Source organism: Aeromonas sp. s1(2024), from assembly GCF_040908005.1.
Classification (GTDB): domain Bacteria; phylum Pseudomonadota; class Gammaproteobacteria; order Enterobacterales; family Aeromonadaceae; genus Aeromonas; species Aeromonas caviae.
In genome coordinates this window covers 78375-100283 of record NZ_JBFOCW010000005.1, presented here as the reverse complement: position 1 = coordinate 100283, position 21909 = coordinate 78375, and the positions used below count along the sequence as shown (strand labels likewise).

Annotated in this window: 16 protein-coding genes; 10 read left to right on the top strand and 6 right to left on the bottom strand. The window is 61.7% G+C overall.

Going from position 1 to position 21909, the window contains the following annotated elements; all coding sequences use genetic code 11:
• Positions 1-61 precede the first annotated feature (61 nt).
• The 3 genes from AB5Y70_RS01645 to AB5Y70_RS01635 form a co-directional block, all read right to left on the bottom strand.
• Complete coding sequence (locus tag AB5Y70_RS01645) at positions 62-1603, bottom strand: TerC family protein (RefSeq protein ID WP_368175909.1); 1542 nt, start codon at positions 1601-1603, stop codon at positions 62-64.
• Positions 1604-2242: 639 nt separating this feature from the next.
• Complete coding sequence (locus AB5Y70_RS01640) at positions 2243-2770, bottom strand: hypothetical protein (protein WP_041201638.1); 528 nt, start codon at positions 2768-2770, stop codon at positions 2243-2245.
• 357 nt (positions 2771-3127) lie between these two features.
• Positions 3128-4054 (bottom strand): cation diffusion facilitator family transporter, encoded by a 927-nt coding sequence (locus AB5Y70_RS01635; protein WP_010675108.1) that lies wholly within the window; start codon positions 4052-4054, stop codon positions 3128-3130.
• A 169-nt stretch (positions 4055-4223) separates the two neighbouring features.
• On the opposite strand from AB5Y70_RS01635, the gene AB5Y70_RS01630 reads away from it, so the two are divergent.
• The 8 genes from AB5Y70_RS01630 to AB5Y70_RS01595 all read left to right on the top strand — a co-directional run bounded on the left by AB5Y70_RS01630 (position 4224) and on the right by AB5Y70_RS01595 (position 15578).
• Positions 4224-7280 (top strand): FAD-binding and (Fe-S)-binding domain-containing protein, encoded by a 3057-nt coding sequence (locus tag AB5Y70_RS01630; RefSeq protein ID WP_010675107.1) that lies wholly within the window; start codon positions 4224-4226, stop codon positions 7278-7280.
• Positions 7280-7768, top strand: a complete 489-nt coding sequence (locus AB5Y70_RS01625) for a hypothetical protein (RefSeq protein WP_010675106.1) — start codon at positions 7280-7282, stop codon at positions 7766-7768. The genes AB5Y70_RS01630 and AB5Y70_RS01625 overlap by 1 nt, the downstream gene beginning before the upstream one ends.
• Positions 7769-7894: 126 nt before the next feature.
• Positions 7895-8356, top strand: coding sequence for a hotdog fold thioesterase (locus AB5Y70_RS01620; RefSeq protein ID WP_010675105.1), 462 nt, complete (start codon positions 7895-7897; stop codon positions 8354-8356).
• 180 nt (positions 8357-8536) lie between these two features.
• Complete coding sequence (locus AB5Y70_RS01615) at positions 8537-10435, top strand: DEAD/DEAH box helicase (protein ID WP_029314717.1); 1899 nt, start codon at positions 8537-8539, stop codon at positions 10433-10435.
• 330 nt (positions 10436-10765) lie between these two features.
• Positions 10766-11248, top strand: coding sequence for a molybdopterin-binding oxidoreductase (locus tag AB5Y70_RS01610; RefSeq protein ID WP_010675103.1), 483 nt, complete (start codon positions 10766-10768; stop codon positions 11246-11248).
• A gap of 1 nt (position 11249) precedes the next feature.
• A complete protein-coding gene (locus AB5Y70_RS01605) occupies positions 11250-13166 on the top strand; it encodes a bifunctional diguanylate cyclase/phosphodiesterase (protein ID WP_010675102.1) in 1917 nt (638 codons plus the stop codon).
• Between the two features lie 208 nt (positions 13167-13374).
• Positions 13375-14280: a LysR family transcriptional regulator gene (locus tag AB5Y70_RS01600; protein ID WP_010675101.1), complete on the top strand. Its 906-nt coding sequence runs from the start codon at positions 13375-13377 to the stop codon at positions 14278-14280.
• A gap of 104 nt (positions 14281-14384) precedes the next feature.
• The gene (locus tag AB5Y70_RS01595; RefSeq protein WP_010675100.1) at positions 14385-15578 is read left to right on the top strand and encodes an MFS transporter; all 1194 of its coding nucleotides are present in this window, start codon (positions 14385-14387) and stop codon (positions 15576-15578) included.
• A gap of 63 nt (positions 15579-15641) precedes the next feature.
• Here AB5Y70_RS01595 and AB5Y70_RS01590 read toward each other — a convergent pair whose 3' ends face one another.
• Together AB5Y70_RS01590 and rnt are read right to left on the bottom strand one after the other, a co-directional pair.
• Positions 15642-16964 (bottom strand): Na+/H+ antiporter family protein, encoded by a 1323-nt coding sequence (locus tag AB5Y70_RS01590; RefSeq protein ID WP_010675099.1) that lies wholly within the window; start codon positions 16962-16964, stop codon positions 15642-15644.
• 226 nt (positions 16965-17190) lie between these two features.
• Complete coding sequence (gene rnt / locus AB5Y70_RS01585) at positions 17191-17853, bottom strand: ribonuclease T (RefSeq protein WP_010675098.1); 663 nt, start codon at positions 17851-17853, stop codon at positions 17191-17193.
• A 145-nt stretch (positions 17854-17998) separates the two neighbouring features.
• Between rnt and AB5Y70_RS01580 the strand changes: the two genes are divergently transcribed.
• The gene (locus AB5Y70_RS01580; protein ID WP_010675097.1) at positions 17999-19972 is read left to right on the top strand and encodes a methyl-accepting chemotaxis protein; all 1974 of its coding nucleotides are present in this window, start codon (positions 17999-18001) and stop codon (positions 19970-19972) included.
• 68 nt (positions 19973-20040) lie between these two features.
• Entirely contained in the window at positions 20041-20916 is an 876-nt protein-coding gene (locus AB5Y70_RS01575; RefSeq protein WP_174217494.1) for an OmpA family protein, read from the top strand.
• Between the two features lie 100 nt (positions 20917-21016).
• Here the strand turns inward: AB5Y70_RS01575 and suhB are convergent, their stop codons facing one another.
• Positions 21017-21820, bottom strand: coding sequence for an inositol-1-monophosphatase (suhB, locus tag AB5Y70_RS01570; RefSeq protein WP_010675095.1), 804 nt, complete (start codon positions 21818-21820; stop codon positions 21017-21019).
• Positions 21821-21909 lie beyond the last annotated feature (89 nt).

The window sequence follows — 21909 nt, the reverse complement described above, 5'->3', positions numbered from 1 at the left end:
CTGGTTCGCGCCAGAAAAAAGAGGGCCAAGGGCCCTCTCTTGCTGTGATTGCCGCCGATGATCAAGGGGAGAGTGGGGTAACCCGTACTCGCTCGATGCGCCGCTCGCTCACGGCCATGACCTCGAAGCGGAACTGGCCGAGGTGCAACTGCTGACCGACGTCTGGCAGGCTGCCGAAGTGGGAGAGCAACATGCCCGCCAGGGTCACGTACTCGTCGCTCTCGCTCACCAGACCGTCGCAGTTCAGGGCCTGCTCCACCTGATGGATGTTGGTGGTGCCGTGGATGAGCCAGTGCTCGCCCTCGCGCACCACATCGGGGGTCTCGTCCTCGTCCGGCAGTTCGCCGACGATGGCCTCCAGCAGATCGTGGTTGGTGACCAGTCCCTGGATGACGCCAAACTCGTCCGCCACTAGGATGAGGCTGCCCCTGGCCTGGCGCAGCTCCGCCAGCAGCCGGATCACGTTGATGGTCTGGGGCACGATGACGGGCTCGTTCTGTCTGGCAAGTGCTGCCAGGGACTGCCCCTCGTTGAGGGCAAACAGCAGATCCCGTGCCTTGACCACCCCGATGATCTCGTCCAGCTTCCCGTCACAGACCGGGAACAGGCTGTGGGGGGCCCGTTGCAGCAGGGCGCGGATCTCGTCCTCGCTGTCGCTCACGTCGATCCACTCCATCTCGGAGCGCGGGGTCATGATGGTGCGAATGGAACGCTCGGCCAGCGACAGCACGCCGCTCACCATGTAACGCTCCTCTTCACCGAAACCGGGGGGCAGGGGCTGAGCCTGCACCTCTTCTTCGTCCTCCTGCGGGTGGGCTGAGCGCTTGTTCCCCCCCATCAGCTTGAAGATGGCGGCGGTGGTGCGCTCGCGCAGGGGCTGGCGAGCCTCATGGAGCAGGGCACTGCGCTGGGCGAGCTGGTTGAAGAACTCGATGAGCACCGAGAAGCCGATGGCCGCGTAGAGGTAGCCCTTCGGAATGTGGAAGCCGAAGCCCTCCGCCACCAGGCTGAAGCCGATCATCAAGAGGAAGCTCAGGCAGAGCACCACCACAGTGGGGTGGGCGTTGACGAAGCGGGTCAGGGGCTTGGAGGCGAGCACCATCACTACCATGGCGATGGTCACGGCCGCCATCATGACGCCGAGGTGATCCACCATGCCGACGGCGGTGATGATGGAGTCCAGGGAGAAGACCGCATCCAGCACCAGGATCTGGGCGATCACCACCCCGAACCCGGCATAGACGCCGGTGCAGCCTTGCTCCTCGGGCTTGGCCTCGAGTCGCTCATGCAGCTCGGAGGTGGCCTTGAACAGCAGGAAGAGGCCGCCTCCCATCAGGATGAGATCCCGACCGGAGAAGGGGTGATCCCAGATGTGCAGCAGAGGAGCCGTGAGGGTGACCAGCCATGACATGATGGTGAGCAGTCCCAGGCGCATCAGCAGGGCCAGGGAGAGACCGATGATGCGCGCCTTGTCCCGCTGGGCGGGGGGCAGTTTTTTCACCAGGATGGCGATGAAGACCAGGTTGTCTATCCCGAGAACGATTTCCAGGATGATCAGGGTAAGCAGACCGACCCAGATTGACGGGTCCAGCAAGAATTCCATGTGATTGACCTCAATGAAGACAGATGCAGTGAATCGTGGTCACGGCGTGGCCGTGGTGACGGAGACGATCGCTTCAGAGGCGTTGGTTGAGCAGGTACAGATAGGCTTTGATGGGAAAAGACGAAGGGCTACTTCGGGGATTGTCCATGATGGGCAATAAAACCTCGGGTCAAAAGTGAGCCCTGATGATAACGACTCGCCGCCATTTGGCAAGGGGGCTGTCAGGGGGGACGCGACGAAGGGATTGCCGACGGGGGAGGCAAGGGAAAGGGGCATTGATGCGCAGCCAAGTTTGACTGGAGATAAAAGAGCGACACATTGACACGATCACAAATATAGGTGCTGAACAAGGAAAATAAACGATCTGATACCAACAACCGGATTCATCAGGCTCATATATATCCATTATTTTTGTAATAATTTGTTTCAGGGGGAAATATTGCGGCTGTGTCATGGGAGAAAGAAGGAATAGAGGGGGTTATGGTGTTTGATATGGAGTTATTATTCTAAATTTAACTTGTTCGCCACCAACTAATTCACATTAATCATATATTCAGCGTATAAAAAGCAAGGAGGCCCAGGCCTCCTCGTTTGCGCTCACACGGGTTGTTTCAGGGGACGTTAACCCTGGTCGTCAGGTCAATTGCCGGTATAGGCCGCGCCCTGAACATGCCCCTTCTTGTCGCTTAGACAGGACCAGGGGGCATCGGCACCCGGCACCTTGATGGTCACGCCCACCCCTGCCTCGGAGTCCATCACATCGGTCACCTGCAACTTGCTCTGGGCCACCTTGGTCTTGGCGGAGACCGCTTGCAGGCAGGCTTTCTCGGCGAGGCTGCCCTTGTGGGCAGGGGCTGAGGCAGTGGCTGCAGCAGGGGCCGCAGAGGAGCCTGGCTGGCAGGTACCCGAGCCTTTCTTGCTGGTGTAGGAGACATCGTACTGGCCCCCGGTGTTGCTGATGGAGAGGGTGACGCCGGCGCCCTTGGCCTCGTAGAACTCCTCGCTGTACTTCTTGAGTTTGGCCTCCTTGCCATTGATATAGACGGGGCCACCTTCATCGCTGTGCATCTGGATTTGACCCGGGCACTCATAATTCAACTGGGGAATGGCGGCGCTCGCCGCACCCGCCATGGCCAGGGTTATGGCAGCGATCAGTACTTTCTTCATGGACATTACCTCAACTGTTTAATGATACGAGATTTATTATTTTATTTTTCCGGTTAACAACAATTCCATTGCCAGGCAGGAAATAGCCTTCATCCCTGATCGGAATAAATAGCGGCGGTACTTTATTTTAGCAACGAATTTTTATTATTTTTCCCTGGGATGAAAGTGAATATTGATCCGGAAGGGGTGGTAAACGTTTTCTCCTGACGGGTTGAACGGGACAGGGGGAAGGCGCGAGGAGTGAGGGGGTAAGCAGGATGGGGCCTCGACAGAGGAGGGAACTTGGCGGCGGTTGCGCCGGGAGTCATGACGCGGGGCGACTGGGCCCCGCGTTGCAGCGCAATGACGAGCGCCGGATCAGAGCCAGCGTTTCTCGCGGGTGAAGCAGACCGACAGCCAGGCGTCTCCCAGGGTGTCGCCGAGGCGGGACCAGAGCTCCTGGCGCAGGGCATCCTGGCGCTCGACGGGCCACTCCTGGCCGGGGGCCACCAGGATGTTGAGCTCGAGATCGAAGCGGCGGCCGCTTTTCGCCAGGTGGCTGTAGCATTCGATGCCATGGCGCTGGCGCAGGGCCTCGATCTCGTGTTCGACTCGCTGCTTGACCTCTCCCTTGGGGGCGATCTTCAGCACCTCCCGCAGGTTGCGACCGAGCACCTTGATGGGAATGAGGGTGGCGCACAGGGCCAGCAGGGAGACCAGCATGGGGTCTATGTAGCGGTTGTAGTGGCCGTAACCCAGGGTATCGAGCCCGATGGCGACCAGAAAGCCGATGAGCAGGGTGGCGCTGAGCAGGGTATCCACCAGCCACTCCTTGGAGTCCACCCGCACCAGCTCGGAGTTGACCCGCTCGGCCACGTCGGCCTCGATGAGATAGAGGATGCTGCAGAAGAAGGTGGAGACGACGGCATAGATGAGGGCGTGGCCGAGATCGATCTCCCGTCCGCCCGCCAGCAGGGAGGTGATGCCGCCATAGAGGGCACCGAGGCAGAGCAGCAGAATGATGGCGCCGTTGATGACGTTGGCGATGGGTTCGAAATGGGCGTAGCCGTATTGGAAACGGGCGTCGGAGGGGCGGGTAACCAGGTAGGCGGTGATGAGCCCAAGGCCCGTCATGCCCATGCTGAACAGGGTGAAGATGCCGTCCAGCATGATGGCGTTGGAACCGACGAACAGACCATAGCCGATCCCGAAAATGGCAAAGGTGATGCAACCAAACAGCGACAGGGTCAGCGCCTGTTTTTCGGTGCGAATAAGCGTACTGATAACATGGCTGTAGTGAGCCATAAAAGTCCTCCTTTCAAATGGTGAAGATTGCGCGCGCAAGCGGTTTTCTAGCTGATATACTGCCCGCTCACATGTGAGCGGACTGGTTCGGACACCCGCAAAGAGGCAGGCCCGAACGGTCGTTGTCGCCGGAATGCCGGCATCAAGCAAAGGATGGGAACAAGGATTCATGATCCCGAGACTCGATTACCAGGACAGTTTGTCACCTACAACCCTGCAGTTTCTTGAGTTGCTGGCGCGATCAGCATTTCGTGGTGATATCGAAAAGTCTTATGCAAGCCGGTTGGCGATGGCGACGGATAACAGCGTCTATCAGGTCGTACCTCAGGCGGTTCTCTATCCGCGCAGCGCGGATGACATAGCGGTGATGCTCAAGCTGGCCCAGGGGCCCGAGTACGCAACCTTGAGTTTCTTCCCTCGCGGCGGCGGTACCGGCACCAATGGCCAATCCTTGGGCGGCGGCATTATCGTCGATCTCTCGCGCCATATGAACCAGATCATGGAAATTAATCTGGAAGAGGGCTGGGTGCGGGCCCAGGCCGGGGTGGTCAAAGACCAGCTCAACGCCTATTTGAAGCCCCACGGCTACTTCTTCTCGCCGGATCTCTCCACCTCCAACCGGGCCACCCTGGGAGGCATGGTCAACACCGATGCCTCGGGGCAGGGGTCGCTGGTGTACGGCAAGACCTCGGATCATGTGCTCGGCCTCAAGGCCGTGCTGGAAAACGGCGATCTCATGGCGACCGAGCCGGTGACCGGTCAGCGTCTGGCGGACAAGCTGGCCCTCGAGAACCGGGAGGGGGAGATCTATCGCACCCTCTATCGCATCGGCCGCGAGCGGCGCGCCGACATCGAGGCCACCTTCCCCAAGCTCAACCGCTTTCTGACCGGTTACGATCTCAAGCACCTCTATCAGCCCGATACCGACACTCTGGATGTGAGCCGGGTGCTGTGCGGCTCGGAAGGCTCCTTGGGTTTTATCACCGAAGCCAGGCTCAACATCACCCCCATCCCGCGCTACCGCACGCTCGTCAACGTCAAGTACGACAGCTTCCCCTCCGCGCTCAGAAACGCCCCCTTTATGGTACAGGCCCACGCCCTGTCGGTGGAGACGGTGGACTCCCGGGTGCTGGGACTGGCTCGCGCCGACATCATCTGGCACTCGGTGAAGGATCTCATCCAGGATGTGCCCGGCAAGGATCTGCAGGGGCTCAACATCGTCGAGTTTGCCGACACCGACGAGGATGCGCACAAGGCCAAGGTGGCGGAGCTGTGCCGGCGCATCGACGGCCTGCTGGCGCGTGGTGAAGCCGGGGTCATTGGCTATCAGGTGTGCGACCACCTGCCGAGCATCGAGACCATCTATGGCATGCGCAAGAAGTCGGTGGGGCTGCTCGGCAACGCCGAGGGGCGCAAGAAGCCGGTGGCCTTCACCGAAGACACCGCCGTGCCGCCGGAATCCCTGGCGGACTTCATCATGGAGTTTCGCGCCCTGCTGGACGCTCACGGCCTTGACTACGGCATGTTCGGCCACGTCGATGCCGGGGTGCTGCACGTGCGCCCGGCGCTGGACTTGTGCGATCCCGAGCAGGAGGTGCTGCTGCGGCGCATCTCCGATCAGGTGGTGGCGCTCACCGCCAAATACGGCGGCCTGATGTGGGGGGAGCACGGCAAGGGCTTTCGCTCCGAATACAGCCCCGCCTTCTTCGGCGAGCTGTGGGAAGAGCTGCAACGGGTCAAGGGGGCGTTCGACCCGGCCAACCGCATCAACCCGGGCAAGATCTGCATGCCTTATGGCAGCGGCGCTTCGCTTGTCTCGGTGGACGGGCCCAAGCGCGGCAAGTTCGACCGCCAGATCCCGATTGCCGTGCGCGAGAGCTATACACGGGCGCTGGATTGCAACGGCAACGGTCTGTGTTTCACCTTCGAGACCGACTCCCCCATGTGCCCCTCGGTCAAGATCAGCCGCGACCGCCGTCACTCCCCCAAGGGGCGGGCTGGCCTGATGCGTGAATGGCTGCGCCAGTTGTCGGAGCAGGGCTTCGATCCCCTTGCCGAAGAGGTGGCGCTGCAAAGCGGGGGTCTACGCTTCAAGCAGATCGTCGACAAGTTCCGCAATACGGTGGCCCGCGCCCGGGGCGAGTATGACTTCTCCCATGAGGTGATGGAGGCGATGGAGGGGTGCCTTGCGTGCAAGGCATGCACCAGCCAGTGCCCCATCAAGGTGGATGTGCCCACCTTCCGCGCCCGCTTCATGCAGCTCTATCACAGCCGATATCTGCGCGGCCCCAAGGATTATTTCGTGGGCACGGTAGAAAGCTATGCGCCCCTGCTGGCCAAGGCCCCCAAGCTGGTCAACTTCTTCCTCGAAAAAGAGTGGGCCCAGAAGGCGACCGAGAAGAGCATCGGCATGGTGGATGTGCCGCTGCTCTCCGTGCCGACCCTGGCCGAGGAGCTGCGGGATCACCGCGCCCGCTATTTCGATCTGCCGGGCCTCGAGGCCATGAGCCCCGAGCAGCGCCAAAAAGTGGTGCTCATCGTGCAGGATCCCTTCACCAGCTACTACGACGCCCCCGTGGTGCGTGACCTAGTGAAGCTGGCCAGCAAGCTGGGCTATCAGCCCTACCTGCTGCCGTTCAAACCCAACGGCAAGCCTCAGCACGTGAAGGGATTCCTGCGCGCCTTCGCCCGCACTGCTGCCAGCAGCGCCCAGTTCCTCAACAAGGTGGCGGCCCTCGGCATCCCCATGGTGGGGGTCGACCCCTCTCTGGTGCTCTGCTACCGGGACGAGTACGTGAAGGCGCTCGGCCCCGCCCGCGGCGATTTCCAGGTGCTGCTGCCCCAGGAGTGGCTGCTCTCCCTGCCTGCCGAGGCGCTGCCGCTGCGGGAAGAGGCTGGCACCGACCCCTGGTATCTGTTTGCCCACTGCACCGAGAAGACCGCCAAGCCCACCACCCACGGTGACTGGAGCACCCTGTTCGGCCGCTTCGGTGCGCGTTTGCAGCCGGTGTCGGTGGGTTGCTGCGGCATGGCGGGCACCTATGGTCACGACGCCAAACAGGTGGAGAACTCCAAGGGGATCTACGGTCTGAGCTGGGCCGAGCCTCTTGAACGCCTGCCCAAGGCTCGCTGCCTGGCCACCGGATATTCGTGCCGCAGCCAGGTCAAGCGGATGGAGGGGGAGAAGCTCAAGCACCCGCTGCAGGCCTTGCTGGAACTGCTCTGATGCTCCACTTTCCCAAGGGATTCCGGGTGCCAAAGGCCTTTCGGCACCCGCATTTTCTGTTGCTCCCCACCACGCCGTCCCAGGCCGTGGTGGAGTTTGTCGCCATCCTGCGCGAGCGGGATCAGCTCCATCAGCTGTTTCGCCCGAACGATGTGTGGCCCTCCGCCAATTTCAGCCTGAGTCAGCACGAGGCCGACTTGGAGTGGCAGCACGCCGAGTTTCTGGCCAAGCGCTCCTTTGCCTATGGCCTCTGGAGCCCGGACAGGGAGCCCCGCTTCTGGGGCGGGGTTTACCTCTATCCGTCTGTGCTGCCGGAGGTGCAGGTGGAGCTCTTCTTCTGGAAGGTGGCCGAGGCGCCGCTCACTGACAGCGAACTCGAAGCCGAACTGCGCACCTGGCTCGGCAAGGTATGGCGCTGGTCCGAGCCGCGCCTGCCGGGGCGGGACGGCCCCTGGGCCGAGTGGCCAGGGGTGACCTATCCCTGGTGAGGGTCAATCTCGATGCAAGATGCCCCGGCGTGGGCATCTTTTTTTTTGCGCCTTTTTCGCCGACACTGCTGGTTTGCCGCTACAGCGCAGCGATAACCCGTTGATCACGCAAGGAGTCCGCTCACCATGAGTCAAGAAAGCAGCCCCATCTGGCGCAAACCCATGAGCCTGGAGGGGCTCAACGCCAGCTCCCGCAACACCCTGATGGCCCACCTCGACATCGTCTACAGCGCCTTTGGCCCCGACTGGCTGGAGGCCACCATGCCGGTGGATCACCGTACCCATCAACCGCTCGGGATGCTGCACGGCGGCGCCTCCGTGGTGCTGGCGGAAACGCTGGGATCGCTTGCGGCCAACATGGCGGTGGGAGCGGAGAGCTACTGCGTGGGGCTGGAGGTCAATGCCAACCACCTACGGGCCAAGCGGGAAGGGGTGGTGACGGGGCGCTGCGCGCCGCTGCATCTGGGGGCGACGACTCAGGTGTGGCAGATCGAGATTCGCGATGAACGTGGTCGTTTATTGTGCACCAGCCGATTGACCATGGCGGTGCTCAAGCACAAGCGGGACAAGGACTCTGGCGAAGCGTGATCCGCAATAACGCATCATGAGTGAAAAATAAGCAAGCCATAGTCACGAGATCCCTCTATAATTGCCAACGTCTTGAGACACCTATCACATTTTTCAAGACAGCAGAACAAAGTGGCGCTATAATCGCCGCCTTTTTGCTATTCCGCGGTGTTAGCCGCCTGCCTTAATCTGGAAGAATCTATGTCTGATACCGAACAACTGCCCCTTTTTAGTGAGCTTGGACTGGCCGCGCCCGTATTGAAAGCGCTGCAGGACGTGGGCTATGAGCGCCCGTCTCCCATCCAGGCCGCAGCAATTCCCCACCTGATGGCGGGACACGATCTGCTGGGGCAGGCACAAACCGGTACAGGGAAGACCGCTGCTTTTGCCTTGCCTCTGTTGTCTCGTCTGGAAGCTGGTAACCGCAACACTCAGATCCTGGTGCTGGCCCCGACCCGCGAGCTGGCCCTGCAGGTGGCAGAGGCGTGCCAACGCTATGCCCACCACATGCCCGATTTCCACGTGCTGCCCATCTACGGCGGCGCTTCCTACGAAACCCAGACCCGCGCTCTGCGCCGTGGTGCTCAGGTTGTCGTGGGTACCCCGGGCCGCGTGATGGACCTGATCCGTCGCAAGAACCTGGACCTCTCCGGTCTGAAAGCCCTGGTGCTGGACGAAGCGGATGAAATGCTGCGCATGGGCTTCATCGACGACGTGGACTGGATCATGGATCAGTGCCCGGCCGGTCGTCAGGTTGCCCTGTTCTCTGCCACCATGCCGGAGCAGATCCGTCGTGTTGCCCAGAAGCACCTGAAGCAGCCCAAAGAGATCAAGATCGCCTCCAAGACCGCGACCGCCACCACCATTCGTCAGCGTTACTGGCAGGTGACCGGTCTGCACAAGCTGGACGCCATGACCCGTCTGCTGGAAGTGGAATCCTACGAAGCCCTGCTGGTGTTCGTGCGTACCAAGAACGCCGCCGAAGAGCTGGCAGGCAAGCTGGCTGCCCGTGGTCACGCCTGTGAAGCGCTGCACGGTGACATCCCGCAGAAGCTGCGTGAGCGTACCGTTGACAAGCTGCGTCAAGGCCAGCTGGACATTCTGATCGCCACCGACGTGGTCGCCCGCGGTCTGGACGTTGAGCGCATCACCCACGTAGTGAACTACGACATTCCCTACGACACCGAATCCTATGTTCACCGTATCGGCCGTACCGGCCGTGCCGGTCGCAAGGGTGAAGCCATCCTGTTCGTGGCGCCGCGCGAGCGTCGCATGCTGCGTGCCATCGAGCACGCTACCCGTCAGGCCATCGAACCGATGAAGATGCCGAGCACCGAGGACATCAACCAGCACCGTCTGGCCAAGTTCAAGGAGCGCATCCGCGAAACCATGATGGGTGAAGAGCTCGAGATCTACCACAACCTGGTGAACGAGCTGATCGAAGAAGATTCTGCCGATCCGCTGGAGCTGGCTGCTGCACTGGCCAAGCTGGTACAGGGCGACCAACCGCTGCTGCTGGATGACTCCATTCCGGATCCGGTGTTCAACGCTGGCAACGATCGCGGTGGCTTCGAGCGTCGTGAGTTCAACGATCGTGGCGGTCGTGACTTCGGTGACCGTGGCGATCGTCCGGCCCGTCGCATGCCGTCCCTCGAACCGCGTCCGCTGAAAGACAACCCGGACGTGGAGATGGAGCGTTACCGTGTCGACGTGGGCGCCCATCACGGCGTCAAGCCGGGCCAGATCGTGGGTGCCATCGCCAACGAAGCGAACATCGAGAGCCGCTTCATCGGCAACATCGACATCGCCGATGACTTCTCCACCGTCGATCTGCCCAAGGGCATGAGCGCCGAGGTGCTGGAAGTGATCAAGAAGGCCCGTGTCTGTCAGCGTCCGCTGCAGATCACCCGTTACACCGAAGTGCCGGCCGGCGGCAACACTGCTCCCCGTCCGCCCCGTGGTGATCGTCCGTTCCGTGGCGACCGTCCTTTCAACAAGGATCGCCGTCCCCAGGGTGACCGTCCCTTCAACAAGGATCGCCGTGAAGGCGGTTTCGACAAGGGTCGCAAATTCGGTGGCAACAAGCGCCGCGACAGCTAAACCCTGACTGCACTGATGAGAAGGCCGCTCCATGGAGCGGCCTTTTTTGTGTCTGTTTTTCAGATGCGTAGCGAAGACTGTCACCTTTCTCCGGCCGTGGCGGGCACCCGGTTTGATGAGGAGCCAGTGAAAGAAAAATGGTGCAATCCATTTGCCTGGGGGTGGCGCCTGGTGTCATTCTTTGGGAAGCGATTGGGTACTTTTGGAAGGCGCAGAGATAGTTGCTGGTTGCAAACGACTGCGACTTTGGTCTGAAGGTGCATTCTGTTGTTTGCATATGAGTCAGCAGAGTGAGATGAATAAATAAACCGTATGACAGGGAGGTGCGTGATGGGCAAGTGGCTTGGCAAGGTGTTGCTGATATCTGGATGGCTCGTGTCGGGTATGGTGTTGGCGGAGGAGCCCTTCTTCAGAATTGCGGGGGCGGGGTGCTGCAATGGCAAGGGGGAGGTGGTGCTGACCCGTACCGAGTTTGAGGCCTTGCCGCAGACGGAAGTTAAGACGGGGACGCCCTGGACCGAGGGGGAGCACCTCTATCGCGGGGTGTTGCTGCGGGACCTGGTCAGGATCTACGGTCTCAAGAGCCAGGAGGTCAAGGCCCTCGCGGTCAATGAATACTGGGCCGCACTGCCGCTGGAAGACGGGGAGAAGTACCCGGTGCTGGTGGCCGAGAAGCAGGATGGCAAGGCTCTGACCCTGCGCAACAAGGGGCCGCTCTGGGTCATTTATCCCCTCACCGACCATCCCGAACTCAACAAGGAGCTCTATCACAGCCGGATGGTGTGGCAGCTGACGGCGCTGGAGAGCAAATAAGATGCTGCGCGGCAAGTTCTTGAGCCTGATCCTGATGGTGACCACCTTTTTGGGGGTGACCCTCTGGTCGGTCTGGAACTATGACCGCGCGTTCAATGCGGTGACGCGCTACACCCAGCTCTCCGCCTGGGCACTGGCCCAGCTCGAGCTGGAGATCCACGCCTTCGAGGAGGGCTTGCAGCTCTATCGTGCCGGTGCCGCCAGCCGGGAGGAGATGAACAAGCGCTTTGACATTGCCTGGAACCGGCTCGATGTCTTCCTGCACGGGGAGGAGGCAAAGTCGGTCAGGGCCCGATTCGGTGCGGACAAGGCGGTCGGCAAGATCCTCGCTCTCTTCGAACGCTATGAGCAGGATGTGGTGCAAGGGGAGCCGAATTCCCCTGCACTCAAGATGTTCACGGCCGCGCTCGATGACGAGATGCGCGGGGTGCGGGACGTGATGGTGAAAAACTTCACCGGGCCTTCTGCCATCGCCCAGCGCGAGCTGCTCAACGAGTCGAAAACCCAGAACTTCTTCATCCTGGGATTTCTGATGTTGGCGACCATGGTGATGTTGATGGTGCTGTTTCGCGAAGTGCGTCGCCAGCATTTTCTGGCGTGGAACGACCCTCTCACCCGTCTCCCTAACCGGGCGGCGCTCATCAAGCACCTCCAGCAGTGGACCAGCCATCCCGGTCGGCGCAGCAGCATCACCGTCTGCCTCATGGATCTGGGGCATTTCAGGGAGGTCAATGACAGTCTGGGTTACGAAGTGGGGGACGCCTTGCTCAAACGGCTTGCGGCGCGGATCAAGGCCGCCTCTGGCCAGGGGATCTTCGTTGCCCGTACCGGCAGTGACGAGTTCACCCTCATCATCACCGGCACCATGCCCACCTATCTGCGCTTCCCGTTTCTGGAGCAACTGCGCAGCGAGCTGGCGGATCTGGTGTTTGCTGCCGATCCGGCGCACCGGGTGCGGGTCTTCATGGGCACCAGCCAGTACGTGAAACCGGATCATTCACCGGAAGAGATGCTGTTGTTTGCCGATATCGCCCTCGACAGCGCCAAGCGCAAACGGCTGAATCGCAATGTGCTCTTCTCCAGCAGCATGTATCAGCACTATCAGCGCAAACGCCGGCTGTCGACCGAGCTGCGGGAGCTTATCCACTGCCCGCAATGCCCGCAACTGGCCCTTTACTATCAGCCCATCGTGCGCGGCCAGAGTGTAGTGAGGCTGGGGGCGGAGGCGCTGATCCGCTGGCATCATCCGGAATATGGCTTTATTGCCCCCCTCGACATCATCTCGCTGGCAGAAGAGAACGGGTTGGGTGAGGCGCTGGGGGGCTGGATCATCCGGCGCATGCAGATCGACCTGTCCGGCTTCCCGAAGGAGGTACTAGAACCGCTCGAGATCTCCATCAACCTCTCCAACTCCATGTTCAACATGGGGTTGGCCAGGGAGATTGAAGAGAAGATGGAAGATGGACCGTTGGGGCTGCACCAGTTGATAGTGGAGCTGACCGAAACCATCGCCCTTGATGACATCGCCCTGAGCAAGCAGATCATTCACTCCCTGCGCCAGATTGGGGTGCGGGTGGCCCTCGATGACTTCGGGACCGGCTGGTCCTCGTTCTCTTACCTGCGTGAACTCTATTTCGACAAGCTCAAGATAGACAGATCCTTTATCACCGCGATCGACAGTGACACCCGGCAGGCGCTCTTCGTCGAGACCATCACCACCCTCTCTCATCAGTTGGGGGTGCGTGTCGTGGCAGAAGGGGTGGAAAACAGCGATGAGCTCAAGGCGGTGCTCACCATAGGGGTGGATGAGATCCAGGGTTATTTCTACTCGCGTCCCTTGCCGCTGCCGGAGTTCATGCAGTTCTGTCACCGCTATTTCGCCCACAGCGCCGCCATTCAGGAAGTGGCACTGGGCTAGCCTTGGGGCAATCGAGCTCCTGTAGCCTTGTCTTCGAGTCCCTCTGTTCGATTGTTCCTGGTTGATATTTCATCCCGACACCTTTCTCCCATGGCAGGACCGCCCATGACGTGGCTTTATTGTGCCTCCTGCCAGAACGAGGGTGCGAGAGGGCATGCCCGGTGCTACCTTGTGCCACGAACAGTGCCACAGGGCAGAGGAGCCATAAATGGATCGCTTGGGGGTGATGGAGGTGTTCGTGCTGGCGGTGGAGACCGGCTCGTTTTCGGCGGTGTCCCGCCGACTGGGGATGGGGCAACCCACGGTTTCCAGATTGATTGCCCAGCTTGAGGCGCACCTTGGCAGCCGCCTGTTGCTGCGTTCGACCCGGGGGCTGGCGCCCACCGAGGCCGGAGAGGCCTACTATCTGCGGGCGAGAGAGATCCTGGCCCAGGTCCACGAGGCCGATGCCATGGTGCAGCAATGCCGGGCGGGCCTGAGCGGGCGTCTGCGGGTGAGCGCTCCCGTCACCTTCGCCCGCCTGCATATCATTCCCCATCTTGCCGGTTTTCTGGCGGCTCACCCGGGACTGGATCTGGAGATCCTGCTGGATGACGGCAATGTGGATCTCATTTCGGCGGGCATCGAGGTGGCTCTGCGGATCGGCAAACAGGCCGACTCGTCGCTGGTCGCTCGCTGTCTCGCCCGAAGCGACATGCGGGTGTTGGCGACGCCGGCCTATCTGGCCGCCAAAGGAGAGCCTGAGACCCCTCAGGCCCTGCAACAGCATGATCTGGTGCTTTACAGTCCACGGCCCGGAGTAGGGCAACAGTGGCGATTTCGCCGCGGCGTCGAAGAGAAGGTGGTTTCCGGAGAAGGCAGGCTGACGGTCTCGGCGGCCGAAGGCATGCGCGCAGCCGTGCTGGCAGGACTGGGGCTCGGTATCGCCTCGGAGTGGATGTTTGCTCCCGAGCTTGCCCGCGGCGAGGTGGTGGCGGTGCTGCCCGAGTGGCAACTGCCCATGCAGGAGCTCTGGACCCTGCTCCCGGCAGGTCGCCAGCCTGGTGCCAAGGCGAGCGCCTTTCTGGCATTCGTGACCGGCCTGCCCGGCGTGGGGCATACGCCAGCGGAATAACTGTTATGGTCCCCACCGCTCTACTGGTGGCGACGCTCCCCGGGTAGGCTGTGCGCATGGGGCCCGTATCCTGGCGGGAGCCCTTCTAACACGAGGAGAAGATCATGAGTACATCGCCTTCTGCCGGAGGGGCCGCAACCCCCGGCCCCTCCCTGCTCTTCGCCATGGCCCTGTCATGCGGCCTGGCAGTTGCCAACATCTACTACAACCAGCCCATGCTGGCGGTGATGGCACAGGACTTTCCCGGGCACTCGGGCATGCCATTGATCGCCATGCTGACCCAGCTCGGCTATGCCATGGGTCTGCTTTTGCTGGTGCCGCTTGGCGATGTGGTCGAGCGCCGCTGGCTCATTCCGGGGCAGTTTGCACTGATCGCGCTGGCTTCCCTGCTGGCGGCCACGGCCACGAGTGCCACCACCTTGATGCTGGCATCCGTTCTGCTCGGCATCGGGGCCACGGCGGCCCAGCAGATAGTTCCGGTGGCGGCGACCCTGGCAGATCCCGCCCGCCGTGGTGCCGTGGTCGGCAGCGTGATGAGCGGCCTGCTGGCCGGGATACTGCTCAGCCGCACCGTCGCCGGCCTGGTCACCGCCTATGGCAGTTGGCGCGCCATGTTCTGGCTGGCCATTCCCCTGGCCCTGTCGGGGGCCCTGCTGATGGCCAGGATGATACCGTCCGGATTGCCGCGCTCTCCCCTCGGTTATGGCCGTCTGCTTCACTCCCTGGTCGGTCTGTGGCGCGAGGAGCCCGCCTTGCGCCGCGCGACCCTGACCCAGGCCTTGCTGTTTGCCTCCTTCAGCGCCTTCTGGACCGTGCTGGCGTTCTACCTGGCCGAACCTGCCTATGGGTTGGGGGCCGACATGGCGGGTCTGTTCGGCGTCATCGGGGTGGCTGGGGTGGTGGCGGCCCCTCTGGCAGGCCGGATGGCGGATCGGTTGGGGGCCAGACCAGTGGTATTGGCCGGTGCCGTGCTGGTGGTGCTTGCCTGGATCTGCTTCGAGCTGTGGCTCTCTCTGGCCGGGCTGGCGTGCGGGGTCATCTTGCTGGATCTCGGAGTGCAGAGCGCACTCATCGCCCATCAGCAGCGCATCTATGGTCTGAGACCTGAGGCCAGGGGGCGCATCAATACCCTCTTCATGACCGGCATGTTCCTGGGGGGAACCCTCGGCTCCAGCCTGGGGATGCTGGTCTGGCAACAGGGTCACTGGCTCGGGGTGGGAGCAGCCGGCATGGGGTTGGCCCTGGTGGCCTGTCTCTGTGCCCTGGCCGGCAGGCGGGGACTGCAACCGGCCATCTGAGGCATGTGCAAGACAAGAAAGGCGACCCCGGGGTCGCCTTTTGTCTGTCTGCTCGGGATGGTCTCAGAGCACCATGGCGGCAATCCAGCCGAAGATCACCAGGGGGATGTTGTAGTGGATGAAGGTTGGCACCACGCTGTCCCAGATGTGGTCGTGCTGACCGTCGGCATTGAGGCCCGATGTGGGGCCGAGCGTCGAGTCGGAGGCGGGGGAACCCGCGTCCCCCAGCGCGCCCGCGGTGCCCACCAGGGCGATGGTCGCCATGGGCGAGAAGCCGAGGTGGATGCACAGGGGCACATAGATGGTGGCGATGATGGGCACGGTGGAGAAGGAGGAGCCGATCCCCATGGTGATGAGCAGGCCCACCAGCAGCATCAGCAAGGCCGCCAGTCCCTTGTGACCGGCCATCATGGTGGAGACGGACTGCACCAGACTCTCCACCCCGTGGGTCTCCTTCATGACGGCGGCGAAGCCTGCGGCCGAGATCATGATAAAGCCGATGAGGGACATCATGCGCACACCCTGGGTGAAGGCATCCTGGCTCTCGCGGAATTTGATGACGCCGCCGCAGGTGAAGATGATGAAGCCTGCGAGCGCCCCCAGCACGATGCTGTTGGTCATCAGTTGCAGACCGAGTGCCACGGCGATGGCCAGCAGGGCGACCCAGATGTGGTTGAGATTGAGCTCGACCGTCTCGGGTTCGGCGGCCAGGATCTTCTCCAGATCATACTGACGCGGCTTGCGGTAGCTGAAGAAGACGGCGATGAGCAGGCCGAGGAACATGCCAAATACCGGGATGGCCATCGCCAGGGGCAACTGGCTGAATTCCACCGGTACGCCGTTGTCGACGAGATTCTTGGCCAGGATGTTGTTCAGGAAGATGCCGCCAAAGCCCACCGGCAGCAGCATGTAGGTAGCGGTCAGGCCGAAGGTGATGACGCAGGCCACCTGACGGCGGTCGATCTGCATCTGGGCCATGACATGCAGCAGCGGCGGGATCAGGATGGGAATGAAGGCGATGTGCACCGGGATCAGGTTCTGGGAGGAGATGGAGACCGCGAGCACCGAGGTGAGCAGCAGGCTCTTGACCCAGAGAATGCGGGCGCTGCTGGCATCCTTGCCGAGCTGGTTGATGACCTTGCGGGCCAGCAGATCGGTGATGCCGGAGCGGGAGATGGCTACCGCGAAAGCCCCCAGCATAGCGTAGGAGAGGGCGATTTCTGCACCGCCGCCCAGGCCGCCGGTGAAGGTGCTGAGGGTCTGCTCGAGGGAGAGTCCGCCGAGCAGGCCACCCACGATGGCACCGATGGCGAGGGAGACCACCACATTGATCCGCAGCAGGCTGAGCACCAGCATCAGCGCCACCGCGATAACAACAGGATTCATTTGATTTCCTTATGGATTGTGTTGCTGTCAGTCGTGTGAAAGCCAGCTAGTTTGCGAAAAACAGGCTAAATGTCGAGAAAAAAATCGGCAGATCCCGGCCAAGGGACGCATCTTCTGCTGGCGGTGAACGGGAACCGGGAAAATGGCCCTTCTTCCTTGCCCAGACAGGTCCCCTCATGCAGACAGGCTGCCATGGGCAGCCTGTCTGGGCAGGGGCTGGGAGTGTTCAGCCCTCGTCTTCGGTGTCCGTCGTTTCATCCGGGTTGGCCAGAGGCCAGCCTCCCAGGCTCTTCCAGCGATTGACGATGTGGCAGAAGAGCTCTGTGGTGCGCTCGGTGTCGTAGAGGGCCGAGTGGGCCTCTTTGTTGTCAAAGGGGATATTGGCGCTCTGACAGGCCTTGGCCAGCACCGTCTGCCCCAGGGCAAGGCCCGAGAGGGCGGCGGTGTCGAAGGTGGCGAAGGGGTGGAACGGATTGCGCTTGAGGCCGGCCCGCTCGGCGGCGGCCATCACGAAGCCGTGGTCGAAGGTGGCGTTGTGGGCCACTATGATGGCGCGACCACAATCCTGCTCCTTCATGCCCTTGCGCACCCCCTTGAAGATCTCGGTGAGTGCTTCCTTCTCGTCCACCGCGCCCCGCAGCGGGTTGAAGGGGTCGATGCCGGTGAACTCCAGCGCCGCTTTCTCCAGATTGGCGCCCTCAAAGGGCTGGACATGAAAATGGAAGATCTGGTCAGGGACGAGCCAGCCCTGCTCATCCATCTTGAGGGTGTGGGCGGCTATTTCCAGCAGGGCATCGGTCTTGGCATTGAATCCGGCGGTTTCAACATCGATGACGACGGGGTAAAAGCCGCGAAAACGGCCCTTGAGGGTGTGAACGGCGTCGGTCATGGTATCTCGGTCGGCGTGAAAGGAGGCGGCATTATGGCAAAAAAGCGTGCCCTTGTCCCTTATCTGCCGCCATGGGACGGCAAGAGGGCCATTTTGAAACACCTGTGCTTATAATGGGCGACGTCAACCATGGAGGGAGAGGACGATGAAGAAGCTGGGATTGGCACACAAGATGATGTTGGTGGTCTGTCTGCCGCTGTTGGCCCTGCTGTTTTTCTCCGGCCGGTACGTCTATGAACGTTATCGGGTCGAACAGGAGATGAGCGGCGCCCTGGTCGCGCTGGCGGTGGTGAAGGAGGCGGCGCAGCTGGCCCATGAGCTGCAACGGGAGCGCGGCATGTCGGCCGGCTTCCTCGGCTCTGGCGGCAACAAGTTTCGCGATGCGCTGCCTGCCCAGCGCAAGGTGGTGGACAGCCTGTTGCAGCGTTTTCATCAGGATCCTGCCTTGCTGGCGCTGACCGAGGTGCAGCAGGGAGTGGCGGGACTCACCGCCATGCGTGAGCGGGTCAGCGCCCTGGGGGTCGAGGTGGCGGAACAGGTCGGCTTCTATACCCGCCTCGTGACCGCCTTGCTGGCGGTAGTGGACAAGATAAGCGTCGACAGCATGGATGCCACCATCGCCCTGCAGACCAATGCCTACGCCGCCTTCCTGCAGAGCAAGGAGCGTGCGGGGCTGGAGCGGGCGACGCTCAGCAACGTCTTTGGCCGTGACAGCTTCACGCCTGCGCTGTTGCAGCAGTTCATCTCCCTGCTGGCGGCCCAGAACACCTATCTCGAACGTTTCCAGGCGGTGGCGAGTCCAGCACAGCGTCAGTTGCTGAACGACAGCTTCGCCTCACCCGTGGTGGCCAAGGTGGCCGCCATGGAGAAACTGGCCCTGGACAAGGCGGCCAGCGGCGGTTTTGGTGTCGATGCGGAGGCCTGGTTTGCTTTGAGTACCGACAAGATAGGCCTGCTCAAGGAGATAGAAGACAGCCTCTATCAGCAGCTCTTCGAGCGGGTGGAACAGATGCGGGGCGGGAGTGCCAGTGACTTCTGGTGGGGGGCGGCTGGCGTGTTGCTGTGCATCGTCCTGACCACCTTCGTCTGCTGGCGGGTGGTGCGGGATCTGCATCTGGGCTTCATGGCCCTGCACCAGACCTTCAAGCGCCTAGTGCAGGAGAATGACCTGACCGTGCGGGTCGACTGGCGATCCGGGGATGAGCTGGGGGCTCTGGCGCGGGATCTGAACCATTTCCTCGGGCACCTGGAGAGTTTGCTGCTGGCTGTGCGCCACTCCTGTGACGTGCTGATACGCAGCGCCGCCAGCTCGGCCGAGGTCATTGCCGAGGTGAATGCCGGCGTAGTCAGGGGATGCGGGCAGGTGGATCTGGTGGCGACTGCCGCCACCGAGATGGCATCGACTGTCGCGGAGATTGCCCGCAACGCAACCCAGACCTCCCAGGCGACTCAGCAGGCCATCGGCCGGGCGAAGCAGGGTGACAAGGAGGTGGATCAGACCATCCACACCATCCAGCAGGTGGCGGGCACTCTGGTGGATACCCGGCACCTGGTGGACAGCCTGCATCGGGATACCGAGTCGGTGGGGGAGGCCTTGAGCCTCATCAAGCAGATCTCGGACAGAACCAACCTGCTGGCCCTCAATGCCGCCATCGAGGCGGCCCGTGCTGGTGAATCCGGGCGCGGCTTTGCGGTGGTGGCCGACGAGGTGAGAGCGCTTGCCTCCCGTACCCAGCAGGCGGCGGATGACATAGAGCGGATGCTGGGCCGCTTGCGCCAGGGGGCCAACGAGGCGGTGGCTGCCATGCACACGGGCACCGAACAGGCCGGCCTTAGCGTGACGGAGGCCAAACGGGCGGGGAGCGAGCTGACCGACATCGTCAACGAGGTGCGCAAGGTGAGCGACATGACGGCCCAGGTGGCCACCGCCACCGAGGAGCAGCGTTACGTGACCGACGACATCCAGCAAAACGTGATGACCATCCGTGACGTGTATGAGGCCCATCGCCAGCACTCCCATACCCTGCAACAACACAGTGCCGAACTGGATGCCCTAGCCCGGGATCTGGCGGGACGCATCGCCAGCTTCAAGCTGATGGCCCCTTCTTCCCCCCACTGAGCGTTTTGACCTAAAGCTTGTCCTGCCGCTGCCGATAGATAATTCGAGATAGTGTGGAGGACAAGCCGTTGAATGCTTGGGTGTTGGGGTTGATCAGCATATCAGTGAGTATGCAGTTGCAGGCGGGCGTGACCGAATTTGGCGCCGGTCTGGATCAATCCGTCTGGCGCCTGACCTCTGATACCCAGGTGGAGTGCAGGTTGGAGCATCCTATTCCCCGCTGGGGAACCGGGGCTTTTGTCAGCCGGGCCGGGCGCAAGATCAATCTGGATTTCGAGCTCAAGGGGCAGCGACCCCAGGCGCGTACCCAGACAGTGAGCCTCGGGATCATGCCCCCCAGCTGGCGTCCCGGGGTGGCCGGGCGTCAGATCAGCCAGTTGCAGTTCTATCAGCAGTTTGACGGCCTGGTGGCGGGGCAGACCGCCTGGACCATGCTGGACGAGCTGGAAGGAGGGCGTATGCCGACTTTCCAGTATCGCGACTGGTATCGTCAGGACAGGCCGGTGCGGGTATCGCTCTCGTCGGTCAATTTCAGGGTCAAGTACCAGGCGTTCATGGACTGCCTGAGTGGCTTGCTGCCCTACAGCTTCAACGACATCGCCTTCAGCGTGCTCTCCTATGACAAGAACAGCGATCAGTTGTCACCGGCCTCCAAGCGGCGGCTGGCGATGATCGGTGACTATGTGAAGGCAGACAAGAGCATCGATGTGGTGGTGATCGACGCCTACAGCGACAGCTATGGCGGCCGCTGGCCAAACCAGAAGCTCTCCGAGAAGCGGGCGGATGCCATCAAGCAGGTGTTTGTGGATCTCGGCATCGAGGAGGGCAAGATCTCGGTGGAAGGGCACGGTGAGAAACAGCACGTGGCCTCCAACGAAACGGACGCTGGCCGAGCTAAGAACCGCCGGGTGGTGATCAACATGGGACGCAACGGCACTATCTGATCCCGCTGAGTCATCGAGAGGGGCGGGATTTTCGCTGTAGTCAGGAATAAAAAATGCCAGTCGGCGAACCGACTGGCATTTTTTTCGCGGGTATCCGGGATTACTTGGCCAGGGATTCCGGCAGGTTTTCGCGGATCTTGCCGAGCATCTCTTTCAGCACGCGGGGGTTGGCCACCACGATGTTGCCGGAGTTTTCGTAGTTGTGACCACCGACGAAGTCGGTGACGATGGCGCCGGCTTCTTTGGCCAGCAGCTCACCGGCGGCGGTGTCCCAGGGCTTGAGGCCGATTTCCCAGAAACCGTCGACGCGGCCAGCGGCCACATAGGCGAGATCCAGCGAGGCGGAGCCAGCACGACGGATGTCTGCACACTCGATGAACATGCTCTGGAACATCTTCAGGTAGGGTTCGATGTGGTGCTTCTGCTTGAACGGGAACCCGGTGGCCAGGATGGTGCCGGAGAGCTCTTTGGCCTTGCCGACACGGATGCGGTAGCCGTTCAGCTGGGCGCCGCTGCCGCGGGTGGCAGTGAACAGCTCGTCACGGATGGGATCGTAGACAACGGCTTGTTCGGTCTTGCCCTTGACGCGCAGAGCGATGGAAACGGCAAAGTGCGGAATGCCTTTGACCAGGTTGGTCGTGCCATCCAGTGGGTCGATGATCCATTGGTAGTCCGGATTGGTACCGGCAATCTCGCCAGACTCTTCAGCAACGATGCTGTGTTCCGGGTAAGATTTTTTGATGGTGTGAATGATGGCCGCTTCGGCGTCACGGTCAACGTTGGTCACGAAGTCATTGCTGCCTTTCTGGATAACCTCGATGTTCTCGGGTTGAGAAAAGGCTTTTACTACTACTTGACCGGCGTTGCGCGCAGCGCGCACGGCGATATTCAGCATCGGATGCATAGGTTCACCACTGGATGTTAAAGAACGGGGGATAAAAGGACGCGACATCTTACCAAGATATTCGGGAATAGCAACTGCTATGCCCTCAT